Below are 15,340 nucleotides of genomic sequence, written 5' to 3'. Positions count from 1 at the left end.
GGATAGCGCAACGGGCCGACAACCCCGCGGGACCAGCCCGTGGGCGCGGGATCTAGGACTTGTCGGGCCGACTGTCAAACCGACCCCCGCCCACCTGGTGGGGAATGTCGACTGCAAACCTCTCGTTCCGAAGCCGCAAGGCCGCGAAGTGAAAGGAAGAATCCCATGAGTTGGACCGGCTGGGTGGCGGGTTGGGTGACGGGGGTGGCGCTGGGGCAGTCCCCGGCGACGCTGGAGGCCGTCCGCCTGCACCGGTCCGACGCGGCGGCGCTCGCCCGGGCGGAGCTCACCGCCTGTGAGCAGGCGAAGTGCCCGGACGCGGGCCGCCTGGGCCTGCTCGCCGGCACCCTCGTCCTTTCGGACGGGGACGCTGGGCAGGCGCGGGACCTGCTCACCCGCCACGCGCCGCCCGCGCCCCTGGAGGCCTTCCACGCCTTCTACCTGGGCCAGGCGCGCTTCTACGCGGGCGACCCCAACGGCGCGGCGAAGGACTTCGAGCGGGCCCTGGAGAAGGCCTCCCCGGCCCTGGCCGTGCGCGCCCGCGCCCGCCTGGGGGAGTCGCTCCTGGACGCACACCGGCCCAAGGACGCGGCCCCGGTGCTGGAGTCCGCGGCGGCGGCGCAGCCCTCCGCGGAGCTGCTCTTCCAACGCGCCCAGACGCGCGCGGCCACCGGCAACGCGGCGGGCCTCCGAGCGGACCTGAAGACGGTGGCGCTGCGCTTCCCCACCCACCCCTACGCGGACGAGGCGCTGGAGCAGCTGGCCGCGCTGAAGCCCGCGGTGAAGCTCACCCTGCCCGAACACCTCCAGCGCGCCCGGGGCTTGCTCTCCGACGGCGCGGCGACGCGGGCCGAGGAGGAGCTCGTCACGGCGGAGAAGCGCGGGCTGGTGAAGGGCGCGCCCGCCGTGGCGCAGGTGGCGCTCCTGCGCGCGCAGGTGCTCTTCGCGCGAGGCAAGAAGGAAGAGGCGGAGAAGGCGCTCGCGGTGGCGCGCAAGGGGCCGCCGGCCATCGCCGCGGAGGCCGTGCTGGTGGTGGCGCGCCGGGCGCTGAAATCGGACGACAACGAGAAGGCGCGCAAGCTGATGGCCGCGCTGGACAAGGCCTATCCCTCTCAAGCGGCCGGTGAGGAGGGCGCGTTCTTCGCCGCGTGGTTGGACTTGCAGGGCGGCCGCTTCGAGGACGCGGCGAAGTCCTTCGCGGACTACGAGAAGCGCTACAAGGGCTCGCGCCGCCGCGACGAGGCGATGTGGTTCCGCGCCCTCTCGCACATCCGGCTGGAGCAGTACGCGAAGGCGCGCCAGGCGCTGGACGACCTGGTGACGGCCTATCCGAAGACGAGCATGGCGCCGCAGGCGCGCTACTGGCAGGCGCGCACGGAGGAGCTGGCCGGCGGCAAGCCGGCGACGGTGGGGCCCGCCTATGAAGCCGTCATCAGCGCGGCGCCCGCGTCGTTCTACGCGCTGCTCGCCACGGAGCGGCTGCGCGAGCTGGGACGCACGCCACCCGCGGCCTTCCCGCAGCCTCCGAAGCAGCTCACCCTCCCCCGCCCGCCGGAGCTGGAGCTGGCGGTGGCGCTGACGCGCGCGGGCCTCTTCCGAGACGCGGCGGACGAGGTGCAGTCGCGCGTGTCCGGCCTGCGCGGCGCGGACCAGGCGCTGCCGTTCGCGCACGCGCTCTTGCAGTTGGGTGAGTTCGGCCACGCGCACGTGGTGGCGGCGCGCTACCTGTGGGGCCGGGCCTTCGGGGCGAAGGCGCCGGACGCGCTGGCCGCGTTCTACCCGCGCGCGTTCGCCCAGGCGGTGGAGACGGAGGCCACGCGGCAGGCGCTGGATCCGTTCCTCGTGTGGGCCATCATGCGGCGGGAGAGCGCCTTCCGGCCGGAGGTCATGAGCGCGGCGGACGCGCGCGGCCTGATGCAGATCATCCCGCCCACGGCGACGGAGATCGCCCAGAAGATGGCGGAGCCCGCGCCCGCGCCCGCGGACCTGTTCGCCCCGGAGCGCAACATCCGCTACGGCGCGTGGTACCTGGCGCAGCTGATGAAGCGCTTCGCGCACCCCGCGCTCGCGGCGGCGGCCTACAACGCGGGGCCCAAGGCGGCGGTGCGCTGGACGCAGGAGCGCGGCGGCATGCCCCTGGACCTGTTCGTGGAGTCCATCCCGTACCGGGAGACGCGCGGCTACGTGAAGCAGGTGGTGGCGGACCTGTACCTCTACCACCGCTTCTACGAGAAGGACGGCACCCAGGCGCGGCTGGCCCTGACGGTGCCCGCCCCCAGCACGGACGGCGTCAGCTTCTAGGGGAGGACTTCAGGCGCCGCGCGTGGCCCGGCGGCGTTCGATCTCCTGCTCCAGCGACCGCACCACGTCCGACAGCGGCATGCTGCTGGAGTCCACGTGCACCGCGTCGTCGGCGGGCTTCAGGGGCGCGACCTCGCGGCCGGAGTCCGCGGCGTCGCGGCGCGTCTGGTCCTGGAGGACGCCCTCCAGGCTGCTGTCCACGCCCTTCTGGAACAGCTCCTCGAAGCGGCGGCGCGCGCGCACCTCCGGGTTCGCCTGGAGGAAGAACTTCACGTCCGCGTCCGGGAACACCACCGTGCCGATGTCCCGGCCCTCCAGGATGGCGCCCGACGCCGCCTCCAGCGCCAGCCGCCGCTGGAGCGCGAGCAGCCCCGCGCGCACCACCGGCCGCCCGGACACCTGCGACGCGCCCATGGAGATGGGCGGCGTGCGGATCTCCGACGACACGTCCTCGCCGCCCAGGAAGACGTGGTTCTCCTCGCCCACCACCTGGAAGTGGATGCGCACGCGCCCCAGCAGCTCGCCCAGCTTCGCGTCGTCGTCGAACGCGATGCCCTCGCGCGAGGCCATCAGCGCCACGCAGCGGTAGATGGCGCCGGTGTCCACCAGCGCGAAGCCCAGCCGCCGCGCGAGCAGCTTGGACACGGAGGACTTACCCGCCCCGGCCGGCCCGTCGATGGCGACGATGAACGGACGCGCGCTCAAGACAGGACCTCCTTCAGCGCGGCCACGCAGCGCGCGTTCTCCTGGGACGTGCCCACGGAGATGCGCAGACAGTTCGGGTGGCCGTTGCCCGCCATGGGCCGCACGATGACGCCCCGGCGCAACAGCTGCTCGTACACCTCGCCGGACGGGCGGTGGCAGTCCACGAAGACGAAGTTCGCGTGGCTGTCCGTCAGCGTGAGCCCCAGCTTCGGAAGCTCTTCCCCGTAGAAACGCAGGCCCTCGCGGTTGTTCTCCCGCGTGCGCCGCACGTGCTCCGTGTCCTCCAGCGCGGCCATGCCCGCCGCCTGCGCCACCGTCGTCAGGTTGAACGGCATGCGCGTGCGGTGCACGTAGCCCGCGAGCTTCGCGTCCATCACCGCGCAGCCCAGCCGGATGCCGGCCAGCCCGTGGATCTTGCTGAAGGTGCGCAGCCCCACCAGGTTCGGGTGCGCGTGGAACAGCTCCACGGCGCTCGCGTAGTCGGGCCAGTCCACGAATTCGGCGTAGGCCTCGTCGTGGATGACGAGCACGTCCTTCGGCACCGCCGCGAGGAACTTCTCCAGGTCCTTGCGCCCGAACGTGGTGCCCGTGGGGTTGTCCGGGTTGGCCAGGAACACCATGCGCGTGCGCGGCGTGACGGCGCGGGCCATGGCCTCCAGGTCGTACCGGAAGCCCTCGCGCATGGGCACCTCCACGAACGCACGTCCGTGCGCCTGCGCGGAGATGCGGTACGCGGGGAACGAGCCCTTGCACAGGAGGATCTCCTCCTCGGGCGTCGTGAACGTGCGCATCAACAGCTCGATGAGCTCGTTGGAGCCGCTGCCCAGCACCACCTCCTCCGGCTTCACGCCCAGGTGCGCGGCGAGCCGGCGCACCAGGTGGAAGCTGGTGGCGTCCGGGTACAGGTTCACCTGCGCCACGGCGTTGCGCATGGCCTCCACCGCGCGGGGCGACGGGCCCAGCGGGTTCTCGTTGGAGGCCAGCTTGATGACGCCCTTGAGGCCGTACTCCCGCTCGGTCTCCTCGATGGGCTTGCCAGGAACGTAGGCCTTGAGCGTCTCGACGTAGGGAGGAACGAGCGGTCGCATGGGATGTGAACCTCTACTTGCCGGAGAACATGCCGAGCGCGCGGAACTTGTCGTAGCGGTCGCGCACCAGCGCGTCCGGCGACAGCTCCGCCAACTGGCCCAGGTGCTTGCGCAGCGTCTTGCCCAGGGACTCCGCCGCCTTGGCCGGGTCGCGGTGCGCGCCGCCCGGGGGCTCCGGAATCACCTCGTCGATGATCTTCATCTCCAGCAGGTCCTGCGCCGTGGGGCGCATCGCGTCCGCGGCCTTGTCCGCCTTCGTCGCGTCGCGGAAGAGGATGGAGGCGCAGCCCTCCGGGGAGATGACGGAGTAGACGCTGTTCTGGAACATCAGCACGCGGTTGCCCACGCCGATGGCCAGCGCGCCGCCGGAGCCGCCCTCGCCCACCACGGTGGAGATGATGGGCACGCGCAGCCGGCTCATCACCTCCAGGTTCACGGCGATGGCCTCCGCCTGGCCGCGCTCCTCCGCGCCAATGCCCGGGTACGCGCCCGGCGTGTCCACGAAGGTGAGGATGGGCTTCTCCATCCGCTCGGCCAGCTCCATCAGCCGGCGGGCCTTGCGGTAGCCCTCCGGGCGCGGCATGCCGAAGTTGCGCGCCATGTTCTCCTTGGTGTTGCGCCCCTTCTGATGGCCGATGACCATCACCGTCTTGCCGTCGAAGCGCGCGAAGCCACCGACGATGGACGGGTCCTCGCCGAAGTGCCGGTCACCGCACATCTCGAAGAAGTCCGTGAAGAGGTAATGGACGTAGTCCAGGAAGTACGGGCGCGCGTTGTGGCGCGACAGCTGCACCACCTGCCAGCGGGTCAGGTCGCTGAAGATCTCCGCCTGGAGCTTCTTCGCCTTCTTCTCCAGCTTGGAGATTTCAGAGGAGAAATCCACGGTGCCGCTGGTGGAGAGGGCCTTGAGCTCCTCGATCTTCTTCTCCAGCTCGATGAGCGGGCGCTCGAAGTCGAGCGCGTAGCCAATGCCTGTTGCCATGGCGCCGAACTAGCACCAGGGTTCGGACCGATCAACGCGCAAGCGGTTACGCACCCCCCTGGAATGTCCGGGGGGACCGCCCGTCTGGAGCAACATGGTCCTCGCCCTCTCCCTGCTGGCCCTGACGCTGTCCGCCGCTCCGGCCGCGCCTCCTTCCGGCCGGGCCCTCAATACGCAGGGGTTCCGGCTGTACCAGTCCGGCCGCTATCCGGAGGCGCTGGAGAAGTTCCAGGCTGCCGCACAGGCCACCCCGGACTACGCCCTGGCCCACTACAACGCCGCCGCCACCCTGGGCGTCCTGCGCAAGCAGGGCAAGGTGTGCGAGTACAGCGCCCACCGCGACGTCATCCTGGAGAAGCTGACCACCGCGGTGCGCCTGGACGCGCGCCGCCTCCAGCGGGCGAAGGAGGACCGGGACCTGGACGTCATCCGGGACACACTCGGCTGGCAGAAGCTGCTGGGCCGCACGCCCGAGAAGGAGGCCGACGTGCCCGCCCTCCTGCGGGCGGTGTCCTGGTACGGCCCCGGCGTAGGCGTCTACGGCACCGTCCGGGCCCTGAAGTTCCAGGACGGGGGCCGCGTGGAGCTCTGGAGGCGGGACGTGGACGACTCCGGCACGCCCCGCGAGTCCCGGACCCCGGGCACGTACACCGTCAAGGGCCGCACGGTGGAGGTGAAGCTCCCCAACGCCGCGCCCGTCACCGGCACCCTCAACGAAGCGGGCGCCCTCACCTTCCCGGAGCCCCTGGGCGGCTTCACCGACAGCCCGTCGGAGTGCGACGCCTGAGCCAAGCCGCCGTGAAGTGACGCCCCGTGCACGCCTACCCGCGCCCGAGGGGACACCACCCTGGCGCGCCTGCCTGCCGGTGCCCACCTTCCCCCTGTAGCCGAGGGGGAAGCCGTGCATCGACTCAACGCCAGACACTGGGGGCTGGCCGCCATCATCGCGGTCGCGCCCTTCGTCCTCGCCTTCGTGCTGGGAGCCCTGGCGCCGCCGCTGTTGGAGCCGGTGCTCGGAACGCCGGTGGGAGGGCTGAGCTGGGGACTGGCCACGGTGCTGGGGCTCGTGGGCGGCGCCCTCTTCGCGCGCATCCTCGCGGCCTTGCAGCGCCCGCGCATCCAGGCGTCCCCGGTGCTGCGGGTGCTGGGCACGGTGGGTGGCGCCAGCGTGGTGGTGACCCTGTGCATCGTGCCGGCGGTGGCGCTGATGCTCCTGGGTCCGGGCTGGGTGCTCCATCAGCACCTGGAGGTGCCGGCGGCCCCGACGGCGCGCTCACTCGAGGCGACCGCCGTGGACCTGCTGGGCCAGGCGCGCCGGGCGTATCCCCACCGGCTGCCCCTGACCCTGCGGTTGCCGGGCCCCCACTGAAGGAGCCCGGCGCGGCCGGAAGAACTCAGGCCGCCTTGATCTTCGCTGGCGGCGCGGACAGCGCGTACCAGGCCGTGCGGAACGCCTTCAGCTCACGCAGCCCCGCGGGGTGGCGGCCCAGCGCGGGCGCCATCGTCACGGGCAGGCCGATCTTCTTCTCCATGGCCTTGGCCGCGTTGAGCTCCAGCTTGCGGCGGTTCTCGCACTTCTCGCAGGTGGACTTGGGGCCCACGCGGTTGACGAGCACCCGCTCCACCTGGAGCTTCTTCTCCTTGAGGTACTCCACCAGCCGCTCCGTGCGGGACGACGCCAGGTCCTCGCCGCGCGTGACGACCACGAAGCGCGACTCGCTGGGGGACGCCAGCGCGTCCTCGAAGCGCTTCACGTGCTTGAGCATCGCCGCCAGGTCATCCGCCAGCTCGCCCAGGCCCTTGGCCCGGTGCTTGTTGAGGATGCCGTGCAGCGCGCCCAGCCACGTCTTCGCTGTATCCGCCAGCTCCACCACGCGGACGTTGGTCACCTGCGGCGACGAGTCCACCACGATGCGCTTGAACCGCTCCTGCACCAGCGCGTCCGTCAGCACGGACATGGCCGCCAGCTCGTCGATGCCCGGGGGCGCGCACTCCAGCAGGTTGCGCAGGTAGAGCAGGTCCGCCGGCACGTCGTTGCCCGCCTTGGGCGCGCCCTCGAAGGCCTTCTCCGCCTTCTCCTTCAGCCGCTTGCGCAGGGCGTTGAACCAGCCCGCCATGTCCAGCTCGCGCGCGTACAGGCCCTTGGTGCCCTTCACCTGGGTCTCGGTGTCGGTCAACCGGCTCTGCAGCACGTCCGACAGCGAGTGCGCGGGGTCCGTGGAGATGAGGAGCACCGGCCCCTCCTTCTCCGTCAGCGTCACCGCCGCGGCGGCCGCGCAGGAGGACTTGCCCACCCCGCCCTGCCCCACGAAGAAGATGAGCCGCGTGGGCGGCAGCGGAGGCGCCGCGATGGGAGGCATGGACGGGGCGCGCACCAGCGCCGGAGGCCCTTCGGCCGCGCTGAACTCCAGCGCCTTGGTCTCCTTGCCCGCCGCCCACTCCTTGGCGAATTCCTTCAGCCCGTCCAGCCCCCGGGGCGCCACCTCGCGGCGGCCCAGCAGGTTCACGGGCACGGTCTTGTCGAGCGCCTGGTACTTGCGCACGTGCGGCGCCTGCAGGCCGCGGCGGCCCTGGCACGCCGGACAACCCTCGTGGTCCTCCACCTGGTTGACGATCACCTCCGTCACCGGCAGGCCGCGCTCGCGCAGCTGGGTGAAGTACATGCGCGTCTGCGCTTCGGGCACCGGCTCCGCCAGCGCCACCAGGTGGAAGGCCGTGCGCGCCGGATCCTTCAGCAGCGCGAGCAGCTTCTCCGCCTTCTGGCCCACCTGCTCCAGGAAGCCGCCGGAGCCCTCCGCCGCGGCGGCGGCCGCCTTCTTGCCCTTGCCGCTGGGGGCCGGGGCGGCGCGGTCCTGGCCCGCCTTCACGAAGCCCAGGAACTTGCGCAGCTGCGCCGGCATGTCGAACAGGCGCAGCGTGTGGCTGGTGGGCGCCGTGTCCACCACGATGCGGTCGTAGTCGCCGGACTCCAGCAGGTCCACCACGTGGAAGAGGGCCACCAGCTCCTCCAGCCCAGGCACCGCCTGCTGGTAGAGCTTGCCCATCTCCTCGTCCGACAGGTGCGTGCCCTTCACCGCCGCCTTCGCCAGCGCCGGCAGGTACTCCGCCAGGAACGGCTTGAGCAGCGCGGGAGGGTTCAGCTCCGCGCCGAAGAGGCCGCCCTCGCCCTTGCCCGCCTGCAGCTTGGTGGGCTTCGCCGGCAGCTTCTTCTTCACGAGGTCCGACAGGGACTGGACCGGATCCAACGAGACGACCAGCACCCGATGCTTGGGCGCTTCTTCGGAGAGCCTCACCGCGTACGCTGCCGCAAGCGTGGTCTTGCCGACCCCGCCCTTGCCGCCGAAGAAGTGAAGAACTCGCGCGTCGCTCATTGCGTTGTGGCCTTCCTTGTGCCCCCCCGGCGGCACCCCAGATGACTCACGTCGGACGACCGCACCATGGGGGGCGGACGTGGCCCGAAATGAAACGTCCCGGCCGGGCCCTCACCAACGGGTGGGAGAGACACGGAGGATCCCCCGTCCAGGGGGGAAAAGTCAAGAATTGACAGGGGTTTTCGAGACCTCCCCCGCCCCTTTAAACCGGCCTGGGGAGGCCCCGTGCGTGCTGTCCAGGAGCCCTGCCAAGGGCCCGGAATCCGGGCCTTCTTGCCTACCCATCAGGTCAGCGGCAGGCGAACTGCCAGGCCCGGACGGGGTGCGGATCAGCGGGTCAGGAAGCTGCTGGCGCTCATGGGGCCGTCGTTGCCCTGGCCTCCCAGGGGACTGCCGCCACCCGGGGTGCCCTGGGCCCGGTTCTCCGCCGCGTAGCGGTTGAGCTTGTTGTAGAGCGTCTTCTCGCTCACCCCCAGCACCTCCGCCGTGCGGGCCTTGTTGTTCCCGTTCCGCTGGAGGCTGCCCAGGATGTACTCGCGCTCCACGGCGTCCAGGCTCAGGCCGAACGGCAGCTTGAACGTGTGGCGCTCCGGGCTCTTGCCGGCCATGTCGGGCGGCAGGTGCTCGCGGGTGATGAGCTCCCCGTCGCAGAGGATGACGGCGCGCTCCACGGCGTTGCGCAGCTCGCGGATGTTGCCCGGCCAGTCGTAGTTCTTGAGCACCTCCATGGCGTCCGGGTGCACGCCGGAGACGCGCTTGGCGGAGTCCCCGCGGAACTTGTCCACGAAGTGCTGGACCAGGATGGGCACGTCGTCCCGGCGCTCGCGCAGGGGCGGCAGGTGCAGTTGGAACACGTTGAGGCGGAAGTAGAGGTCCTCGCGGAAGCGCTGGTTCTTGATCTCCTGCTTCAGGTCGCGGTTCGTGGCGGACAGCACGCGCACGTCCACTTCGATCTCCACCTTGCCGCCCAGCCGGCGCAGGCGGCCCTCCTCCAGCACGCGCAGGAGCTTCGCCTGCAGGTCGATGGGGATCTCACCCAGCTCGTCCAGGAAGAGCGTGCCGCCGTGGGCCATCTCGAACACGCCCGGGCGGCGCTGATCCGCGCCGGTGAAGGCGCCGCGCTCGTGACCGAAGAGCTCGGACTCAATCAGCGTCGCGGGGATGGACGCGCAGTTGATGGCGATGAAGGGCTTGTCGCGGCGCAGGGACAGGTTGTGCACCGTGCGGGCGACGACCTCCTTGCCCGTGCCGGACTCGCCGCTGATGGAGACCGAGGCCTTGGAGGGGGCCACCTTCTCGATCATCTCGATGACCTTGCGCATCCCGGTGGAGCCGGCGATGAGGTCCGTGGAGCCCAGCTGCTTGAGGCGGCGCCGGAGCGTCTGCACCTCGCGCATGGTCTCCTTCTTCTCCAGCGCGCGGTCGATGCAGACCTTGAGCCGCGCGGTGTCCAGCGGCTTCACGATGAAGTCGTAGGCGCCCTCGCGGATGGACTCCACGGCGGTGTCGATGGTGCCGCGGCCGGTGAGGAACACCACCGGGCAATCCGGCAGCTCGTCGCGCAGGTTGCGCAACAGCCACAGGCCGTCCGTCTCCGGCATGGCGAGATCCGACAGGACGACGTCGGGCCGGAACTCACCGGCCTTGCGGAGGGCGTCATGCCCGTCGAACGCGGTCTCGACCTTGTGACCCCAGGCGGACAGCATCTCCGCCAGGGCCTCGCAGGTCTCACGTTCGTCATCCACGGCCAGGATTCGTGCGCTGCCCAAGGTGAAAACCTCCACTGCGATGAAGCGTGATGAAACCGGATGGAAGACCGACAGCGCCCAGGCGGGGGAGGCTCAGGCGCGCGGAAACACGAGGCGGCACGTGCCCGCCTCCACGACGAATTCGATGCCCAGCTGGGCCGCGCGGAGCGTCAGCGCGGCCACGGTGTCCGTCGCCCGCTCGGGCGCCGAGGAACCGTCCGCCACCTCCAGCACCGCGCTCGGCCCTTCCGCGCGGACCGACACGACGACGGTGGCGCCGGACTCCGCGCGCTGGAAGGCGCGCATCAGCACCTGCACCAGGAAGAACCCCAGCTCGGTGGTGTCCTCCAGGTGGGCCTGCACGTCCGGCTCGATGAGGCGCTGGACCTGGAGGCGGCGCCGGCGGCTCTCATGCCCCAGCACGTCCAGGGCCTTGCCGGTGGCGTCCGACAGCGGCGCGTCCCCGGAGGGGCCCGCCCCGCGAAACACCATGAAGTCGGAGAAGAGCTTGAGCAGGCCATCCACGCGGGCGATCTGCTCGCGCATCGCCTTGAGGTTCTTCTCCTGCGTGGCCGGCACCTGGCCGGACTCGCCCTTGAGCTTCTCGGAGAGCACCTCGAGATGGATGGCCAGCGCGTTGAGCGGATTGCGCACGTCGTGCAGCAGGCTGTCCATCAAGGGTGGAACCGCGTCGTAGCGGGCCGCGCCCACCACAGGGTCCGACACTTCCTGGACAGAAGGCACACTGCTGGCCATGACAGATGAGTTAACCACCTGGAACTCCTAGGAATTTCCGTCGCCCCACCCCCGCCGCCGCCCTACCGAGGCCAGGATTTAGGGAGCACCCTTGGGATCGTCAACCCTGGGTCGGTAATTCTTGCCGGAGTTCTAAAATTCCCGTGTCGGAACAGCCACTTACGACCGCTCAAAAGTGTCGTTCAACGAACGGGAATCCCATCCCGGGCGATCAGCGTGTCCAGGGATTGTCCATCCCCGGACAGCGCGTCCGCCCTCAGGTGCCGGTGGCCGGCGACGGCGGCTGCGCGGCGGCGCCCAGGCCCACGAGCTGGAGGCCCAGCCGGGCCGCGTACTCGAAGATGCGCGGGTCCCGGTAGAACTCGCCAAAGACGATGCGGGTGCAGCCGCTGTTGGCGATCAGCTTGAAGCACGGCCAGCAGGGGCTGGCGGTCGTGTAGATGGTCGCCCCGTCGATTCCGACGCCGTTCTTCGCGGCCTGGATGATGGCGTTGGCCTCCGCGTGGACGGTGGCCACGCAGTGGCCGTTCTCCATCATGTGGCCCACCTCATCGCAGTGGGGCAGGCCGCGGATGGCGCCGTTGTAGCCGGTGGACAGGATGGTCTTGTCCCGCACCAGCACCGCGCCCACGTGCTTGCGGTCGCAGGTGGCGCGCGTGGCCACCTGCTGGGCGATGTCCATGAAGTACTGATCCCAATTGCCCCGAGCGGACATGCGCGTGAACCCTCCAGCGAAAGAGCCCGCAGCTCTAACGCCGGATTCCGCCCGCACCAATTTCTCGGTCCGGGGCTGTTGGCTCAGCGACTCGCGGTCTTCTGGGGCCCCGCACCCTCCGCGTCCGAGGAGCGCTCCAGGAGCCGGCCGAAGCCCTTCGCCTGGAGGAAGCCGCGCACCTTGGCGCTGGGCGCGGCGAACGTCTCGCCGGGCATGGGCACGTCGAAGCTGAAGTTCTGGGAGGCGACCTCGAAGTCCACCTTCGCGGTGCGGTAGCCCTCCACGATGGCCAGCAGCCGCCCCGTCTCCATGCTGAAGATGCCGCCGCCAGAAGCCCCATAGCCGATGGGCGCGTCCGTCTTCAGCATGCGCGGGTGCTTCGTCTCCTTGTCCCACTCCACCTGGGACACCATGCCGCCGGAGATGGACAGCGCGCGGCCGTACGGGGACGCCGCCACCACCACGTCCTCGCCAGGCTCCGGCTCATCGTCCGCGGCCAGTTCCGCCACGGGCCACGTCACGCCCGTCACGCGCAGGAGCGCCAGGTCCACGTCCGGCACCTGGCCCGTGGCCACCACCTCCGCGGCGTACTCGTGCGTCTCCGCGCGCCGGTCCAAGACGACCTTGAGCACGGGGTCCGTCAAATCCCCCTGCTCCACCGCGTGCGCGTTGGTGAGCACGTAGCTGACGGGCCCGGCCTCGCCGGCCTCCGTGCCAATGACGACGCCCGACGCCGAGCGGCGCACCTTGCCGCCGTCCGTCGTCACCAGCCGCACGTTGAGCGGGAGGATGCGCCGCACCATCGCCTTGCGCGTGGGCTGCGGCGTGGGCTCGGGCCGGGACAGCACCCGCTCCACCCGGAGCGGAGCCTGCGTGTGCGTCGCGACCGGGGTGTCCGCGGAGGACTGCGACGGAGCACTGGCGCACGACACGAGGGCCCACAGGAGGGGGGTGCCCAACAGCAACCGGTTCATCAACACTCCAGGCGCAAGGAGGGGGGACGAAAGACGACGACACACGCGCTAACTCGGTGTGAGGTCCCATCATCCCGAGCCCCGGCCCGGATTGAAAAGCAGGCGAGCAGGCATCGGCTTATCGGATGCCTGCCCTCCCCCGCCCGTCAGGTGTAGCGCTGGCGCATCAGGAACAGGATGGCGTCCTTCGCGCAGAACTCGCAGTAGCCGTAGCGCTCCGCCATCGTCTTGAGCGTGTCCTGCACCTGGGTCTGCTCGCGCGCGGAGAGCTGGTTGCGGTCCTCGGAGAGGTACTTGAGGACGTTCTCCTTGTTCTTGCGCAGCACGCGCTTGCGCTCCTCGAAGTAGTGGTCGCGCAGGCGCTTGAACATGTCCGGGAAGATGCGCGGGTAGTCCATGGCGCCGTCCGGGTTGTCCAGCCGGTGCGCGCCAATGCTGGCGATCAGCCCGCGGCGGAAGTCCGGAGGTGCCTCCCCCTGTGGCATCACGATGGCCTCCACCTCCGCCATGCGCGCCTCGTCCGGCTTCTCCGACTCACCCGTGATGCGGTTGCGCATCTTCTCCCCGCGCACCCAGTGGCTGACGCTCTGGATGTAGCGCTCCACCAGCTCGCGGTACTGCCCTTCCGACACCAGGCCCATGGAGTCGCGCACCTCTGAATCCACGCGGTCCAGGTACTCGCCCTCCACCACGCGCACGAAGGTCTCGTGGTCGTGGTAGCCGTCCATCACCTCCTGGAGGAGGAACTCGTAGACGCTCTTGTCCTTGCAGAGCGCGTGCAGCTCCTCCAGCACCGCCAGCGCGTGGAGGCACTTGTAGTCGGGGTTCTGCGCGGCGTTGAAGAGGGCGGTTTTTATCTCCCGCGCGCTCGCGCCGGAGCGGCCCTCGTAGTTGGGGTACGCGTCGGACTCCTCGTACATCTCCTCGCGCAGCTTGATCAGCTCCTTGGTGTTCGCGGAGGACAGCCGCGCGGGCACGCCCGCCTCCTGGTACAGGTGCAGCTTCTCCACCGGGGCCACCTGATCCACCAGCGGCTTCACGTTGGCCGGGTAGCGGTCCGGGATGGGCTTCTTCAGGCGCGTGAGCACCGCCCACATCGCGGCCACCTCCGTCGCGTGCGGCGCCACGTGCTTGCCCACGGACGTCGCGGTGATCTGCGCGTCGTAGATCTCCTGCTCGACCTTGTAGCGGCGCAGGTACGGCACGCGCACCAGCTCGATGCGGCCCTTGAACGACGCGAAGTCCGGCAGCTCCTTGAAGGCCCCCAGGTGCTTCTCGTTGGAGGACGCGATGAGCACCTCGTCCAGCTGGAGCACGAAGGGCTCCAGGGGCACCTCACCCGTCTCACTGAAGCCCAGCAGGTACTTGAAGGCCTCCAGCGGGCGCTTGAGCAGGTCCGCGTATTCGATGAGGCCGCGGTTGGCGTGCACCAGCGGGCCGTGCGGCTCGAAGAGCACCGTGGTGTGCAGCGCGGCGGGCATGTTGAGCTGGGTGCGGTCCGCTGAAATCTGCTGCGCGGCGGCGTCCACGCTCATCTGCGGCTCCACCGTCACCGTGCCCACCTGGTAGCGGCGCGACACGTAGAAGCGCTCCACCTGCACGTGGCGCAGGACCTTCAGGTAGTCCCCGCCGTAGGCGTTGAGCAGGGCCGTATAGATGCGGCGGCACTTGGCGCACAGCTCGCCTTCGCGCACGTAGTCGGACAACAGGAAGTCCCCCGTCGCCCCGTCGCCGTTGCCCAGGCCCTTCTTCTTGAGCGCCCCTTCCAGGAGGGCCTTGCGCTCCGCCGGAGGCACCGCGAACAGCGGATGGTCGCGCAGCTCACAGGGCATGCGCAGGTCCAGGGACTCCGCGTCCAGGTGGGCGTACGTGGTGAGCTCGCCTTCGGCGGTCTTCGCGCCCGCGCGCTCGCCGAAGCCGATGGAGCCCTTGATCAGCTTCTCTGACGGGAAGACCCACGCGATGCGGTAGAGGGCCCCCTGCGGCTGGCGGGAGTAGTCCTCCATGCCCTGCTTCAGCGCGTTGACCAGGCTGGACTTCGCGCTGCCGTTGGGGCCGTGCAGCATGATGAGCTTGTTGATGCGGCCGGCGCGCACGAAGTTGCCCAGGATGCGATAGAGGGCGTTCTGCACCTCCTCCTGCCCGGCGACGCGGCCGTCATGTTCGGCGGACGGGACGTCGAAGACCTTGAAGCGCCGGATGGTGCCGGTGGGGTGCGGCACCAGCTCCGTGCCGTAGTGGTCCATCACGTCCCGCAGGTACTGCGCCGCGTTGCGTGCCTGCCCCTTCGGGTCCGTGAAGAAGAGCGACAGGTACTCCTCGAAGGACAGGATGGAGCGGTTCTTGACGAAGTCGGCGCTGACCTGTGCGCCCACCTCCTGCAGATAGCCCTTCGCTTCCACGGCGGCTCCCCTCTGTGGATGGGTGGTCTCTCGGATGTAGCCACGGCGCCTCGCCGTCGCATGTGAACCCCCGGGGCTGACCTTCGTTCCCGGTCCTTGGGATGTAAAGCGACCCGCCCTGCCCTGGCGGGCGGTGTGTTCGGGGCCGCGCGCTTGGACGCCGGCCGTGTCCCACCCGGCCAGGCGGGCGGCCCCGGGGGAAGGTCCAGGCGCGCTGGAAGTTTGATGGCGTCCGTCGGATGACGGATGGTTCGCGATTCGCGCACCCGGGACGGGTGAGATACGGTCCCGGGAAGCC

Annotated in this window: 12 protein-coding genes; 3 read left to right on the top strand and 9 right to left on the bottom strand. The window is 70.3% G+C overall.

The annotated features are described in order from the left end of the window. Positions 1-165 precede the first annotated feature (165 nt). Positions 166-2,301, top strand: a complete 2,136-nt coding sequence (locus JYJ93_RS21695; protein ID WP_206794198.1) for a transglycosylase SLT domain-containing protein — start codon at positions 166-168, stop codon at positions 2,299-2,301. A 9-nt stretch (positions 2,302-2,310) separates the two neighbouring features. On the opposite strand, the gene cmk is transcribed toward JYJ93_RS21695, so the two are convergent. Genes cmk through JYJ93_RS21680 form a run of 3 tightly spaced genes read right to left on the bottom strand, consistent with a single transcriptional unit; the run spans position 2,311 to position 5,076 of the window. Next, on the bottom strand, positions 2,311-3,006 hold the full coding sequence (gene cmk / locus JYJ93_RS21690; RefSeq protein WP_206794196.1) for a (d)CMP kinase: 696 nt from the start codon (positions 3,004-3,006) through the stop codon (positions 2,311-2,313). Continuing rightward, positions 3,003-4,094: a histidinol-phosphate transaminase gene (gene hisC, locus JYJ93_RS21685; protein WP_206794193.1), complete on the bottom strand. Its 1,092-nt coding sequence runs from the start codon at positions 4,092-4,094 to the stop codon at positions 3,003-3,005. The genes cmk and hisC overlap by 4 nt, the downstream gene beginning before the upstream one ends. A gap of 13 nt (positions 4,095-4,107) precedes the next feature. Beyond that, the gene (locus JYJ93_RS21680; protein ID WP_206794191.1) at positions 4,108-5,076 is read right to left on the bottom strand and encodes an acetyl-CoA carboxylase carboxyltransferase subunit alpha; all 969 of its coding nucleotides are present in this window, start codon (positions 5,074-5,076) and stop codon (positions 4,108-4,110) included. 94 nt (positions 5,077-5,170) lie between these two features. Between JYJ93_RS21680 and JYJ93_RS21675 the strand changes: the two genes are divergently transcribed. Beyond that, positions 5,171-5,863, top strand: coding sequence for a tetratricopeptide repeat protein (locus JYJ93_RS21675; RefSeq protein ID WP_206794189.1), 693 nt, complete (start codon positions 5,171-5,173; stop codon positions 5,861-5,863). A gap of 114 nt (positions 5,864-5,977) precedes the next feature. Then, the gene (locus JYJ93_RS21670; protein WP_206794187.1) at positions 5,978-6,445 is read left to right on the top strand and encodes a hypothetical protein; all 468 of its coding nucleotides are present in this window, start codon (positions 5,978-5,980) and stop codon (positions 6,443-6,445) included. A gap of 25 nt (positions 6,446-6,470) precedes the next feature. On the opposite strand, the gene JYJ93_RS21665 is transcribed toward JYJ93_RS21670, so the two are convergent. The 6 genes from JYJ93_RS21665 to JYJ93_RS21640 all read right to left on the bottom strand — a co-directional run bounded on the left by JYJ93_RS21665 (position 6,471) and on the right by JYJ93_RS21640 (position 15,042). Then, positions 6,471-8,447, bottom strand: coding sequence for an ArsA family ATPase (locus JYJ93_RS21665; protein WP_206794185.1), 1,977 nt, complete (start codon positions 8,445-8,447; stop codon positions 6,471-6,473). A gap of 329 nt (positions 8,448-8,776) precedes the next feature. Beyond that, positions 8,777-10,216, bottom strand: a complete 1,440-nt coding sequence (locus JYJ93_RS21660; protein ID WP_206794183.1) for a sigma-54 dependent transcriptional regulator — start codon at positions 10,214-10,216, stop codon at positions 8,777-8,779. 72 nt (positions 10,217-10,288) lie between these two features. Continuing rightward, a complete protein-coding gene (locus JYJ93_RS21655; protein ID WP_206794181.1) occupies positions 10,289-10,951 on the bottom strand; it encodes a histidine kinase dimerization/phospho-acceptor domain-containing protein in 663 nt (220 codons plus the stop codon). Between the two features lie 256 nt (positions 10,952-11,207). Next, entirely contained in the window at positions 11,208-11,666 is a 459-nt protein-coding gene (locus tag JYJ93_RS21650; RefSeq protein ID WP_014396709.1) for a cytidine/deoxycytidylate deaminase family protein, read from the bottom strand. An 83-nt stretch (positions 11,667-11,749) separates the two neighbouring features. After that, on the bottom strand, positions 11,750-12,640 hold the full coding sequence (locus JYJ93_RS21645; protein ID WP_206794179.1) for a serine protease: 891 nt from the start codon (positions 12,638-12,640) through the stop codon (positions 11,750-11,752). Between the two features lie 146 nt (positions 12,641-12,786). Next, positions 12,787-15,042, bottom strand: a complete 2,256-nt coding sequence (locus tag JYJ93_RS21640) for a serine protein kinase PrkA (RefSeq protein ID WP_206794177.1) — start codon at positions 15,040-15,042, stop codon at positions 12,787-12,789. Positions 15,043-15,340 lie beyond the last annotated feature (298 nt).

This window comes from Corallococcus sp. NCSPR001 (genome assembly GCF_017309135.1).
In the GTDB taxonomy this organism is placed as follows: domain Bacteria; phylum Myxococcota; class Myxococcia; order Myxococcales; family Myxococcaceae; genus Corallococcus.
This window is presented reverse-complemented; position numbering and strand designations above follow the sequence as displayed.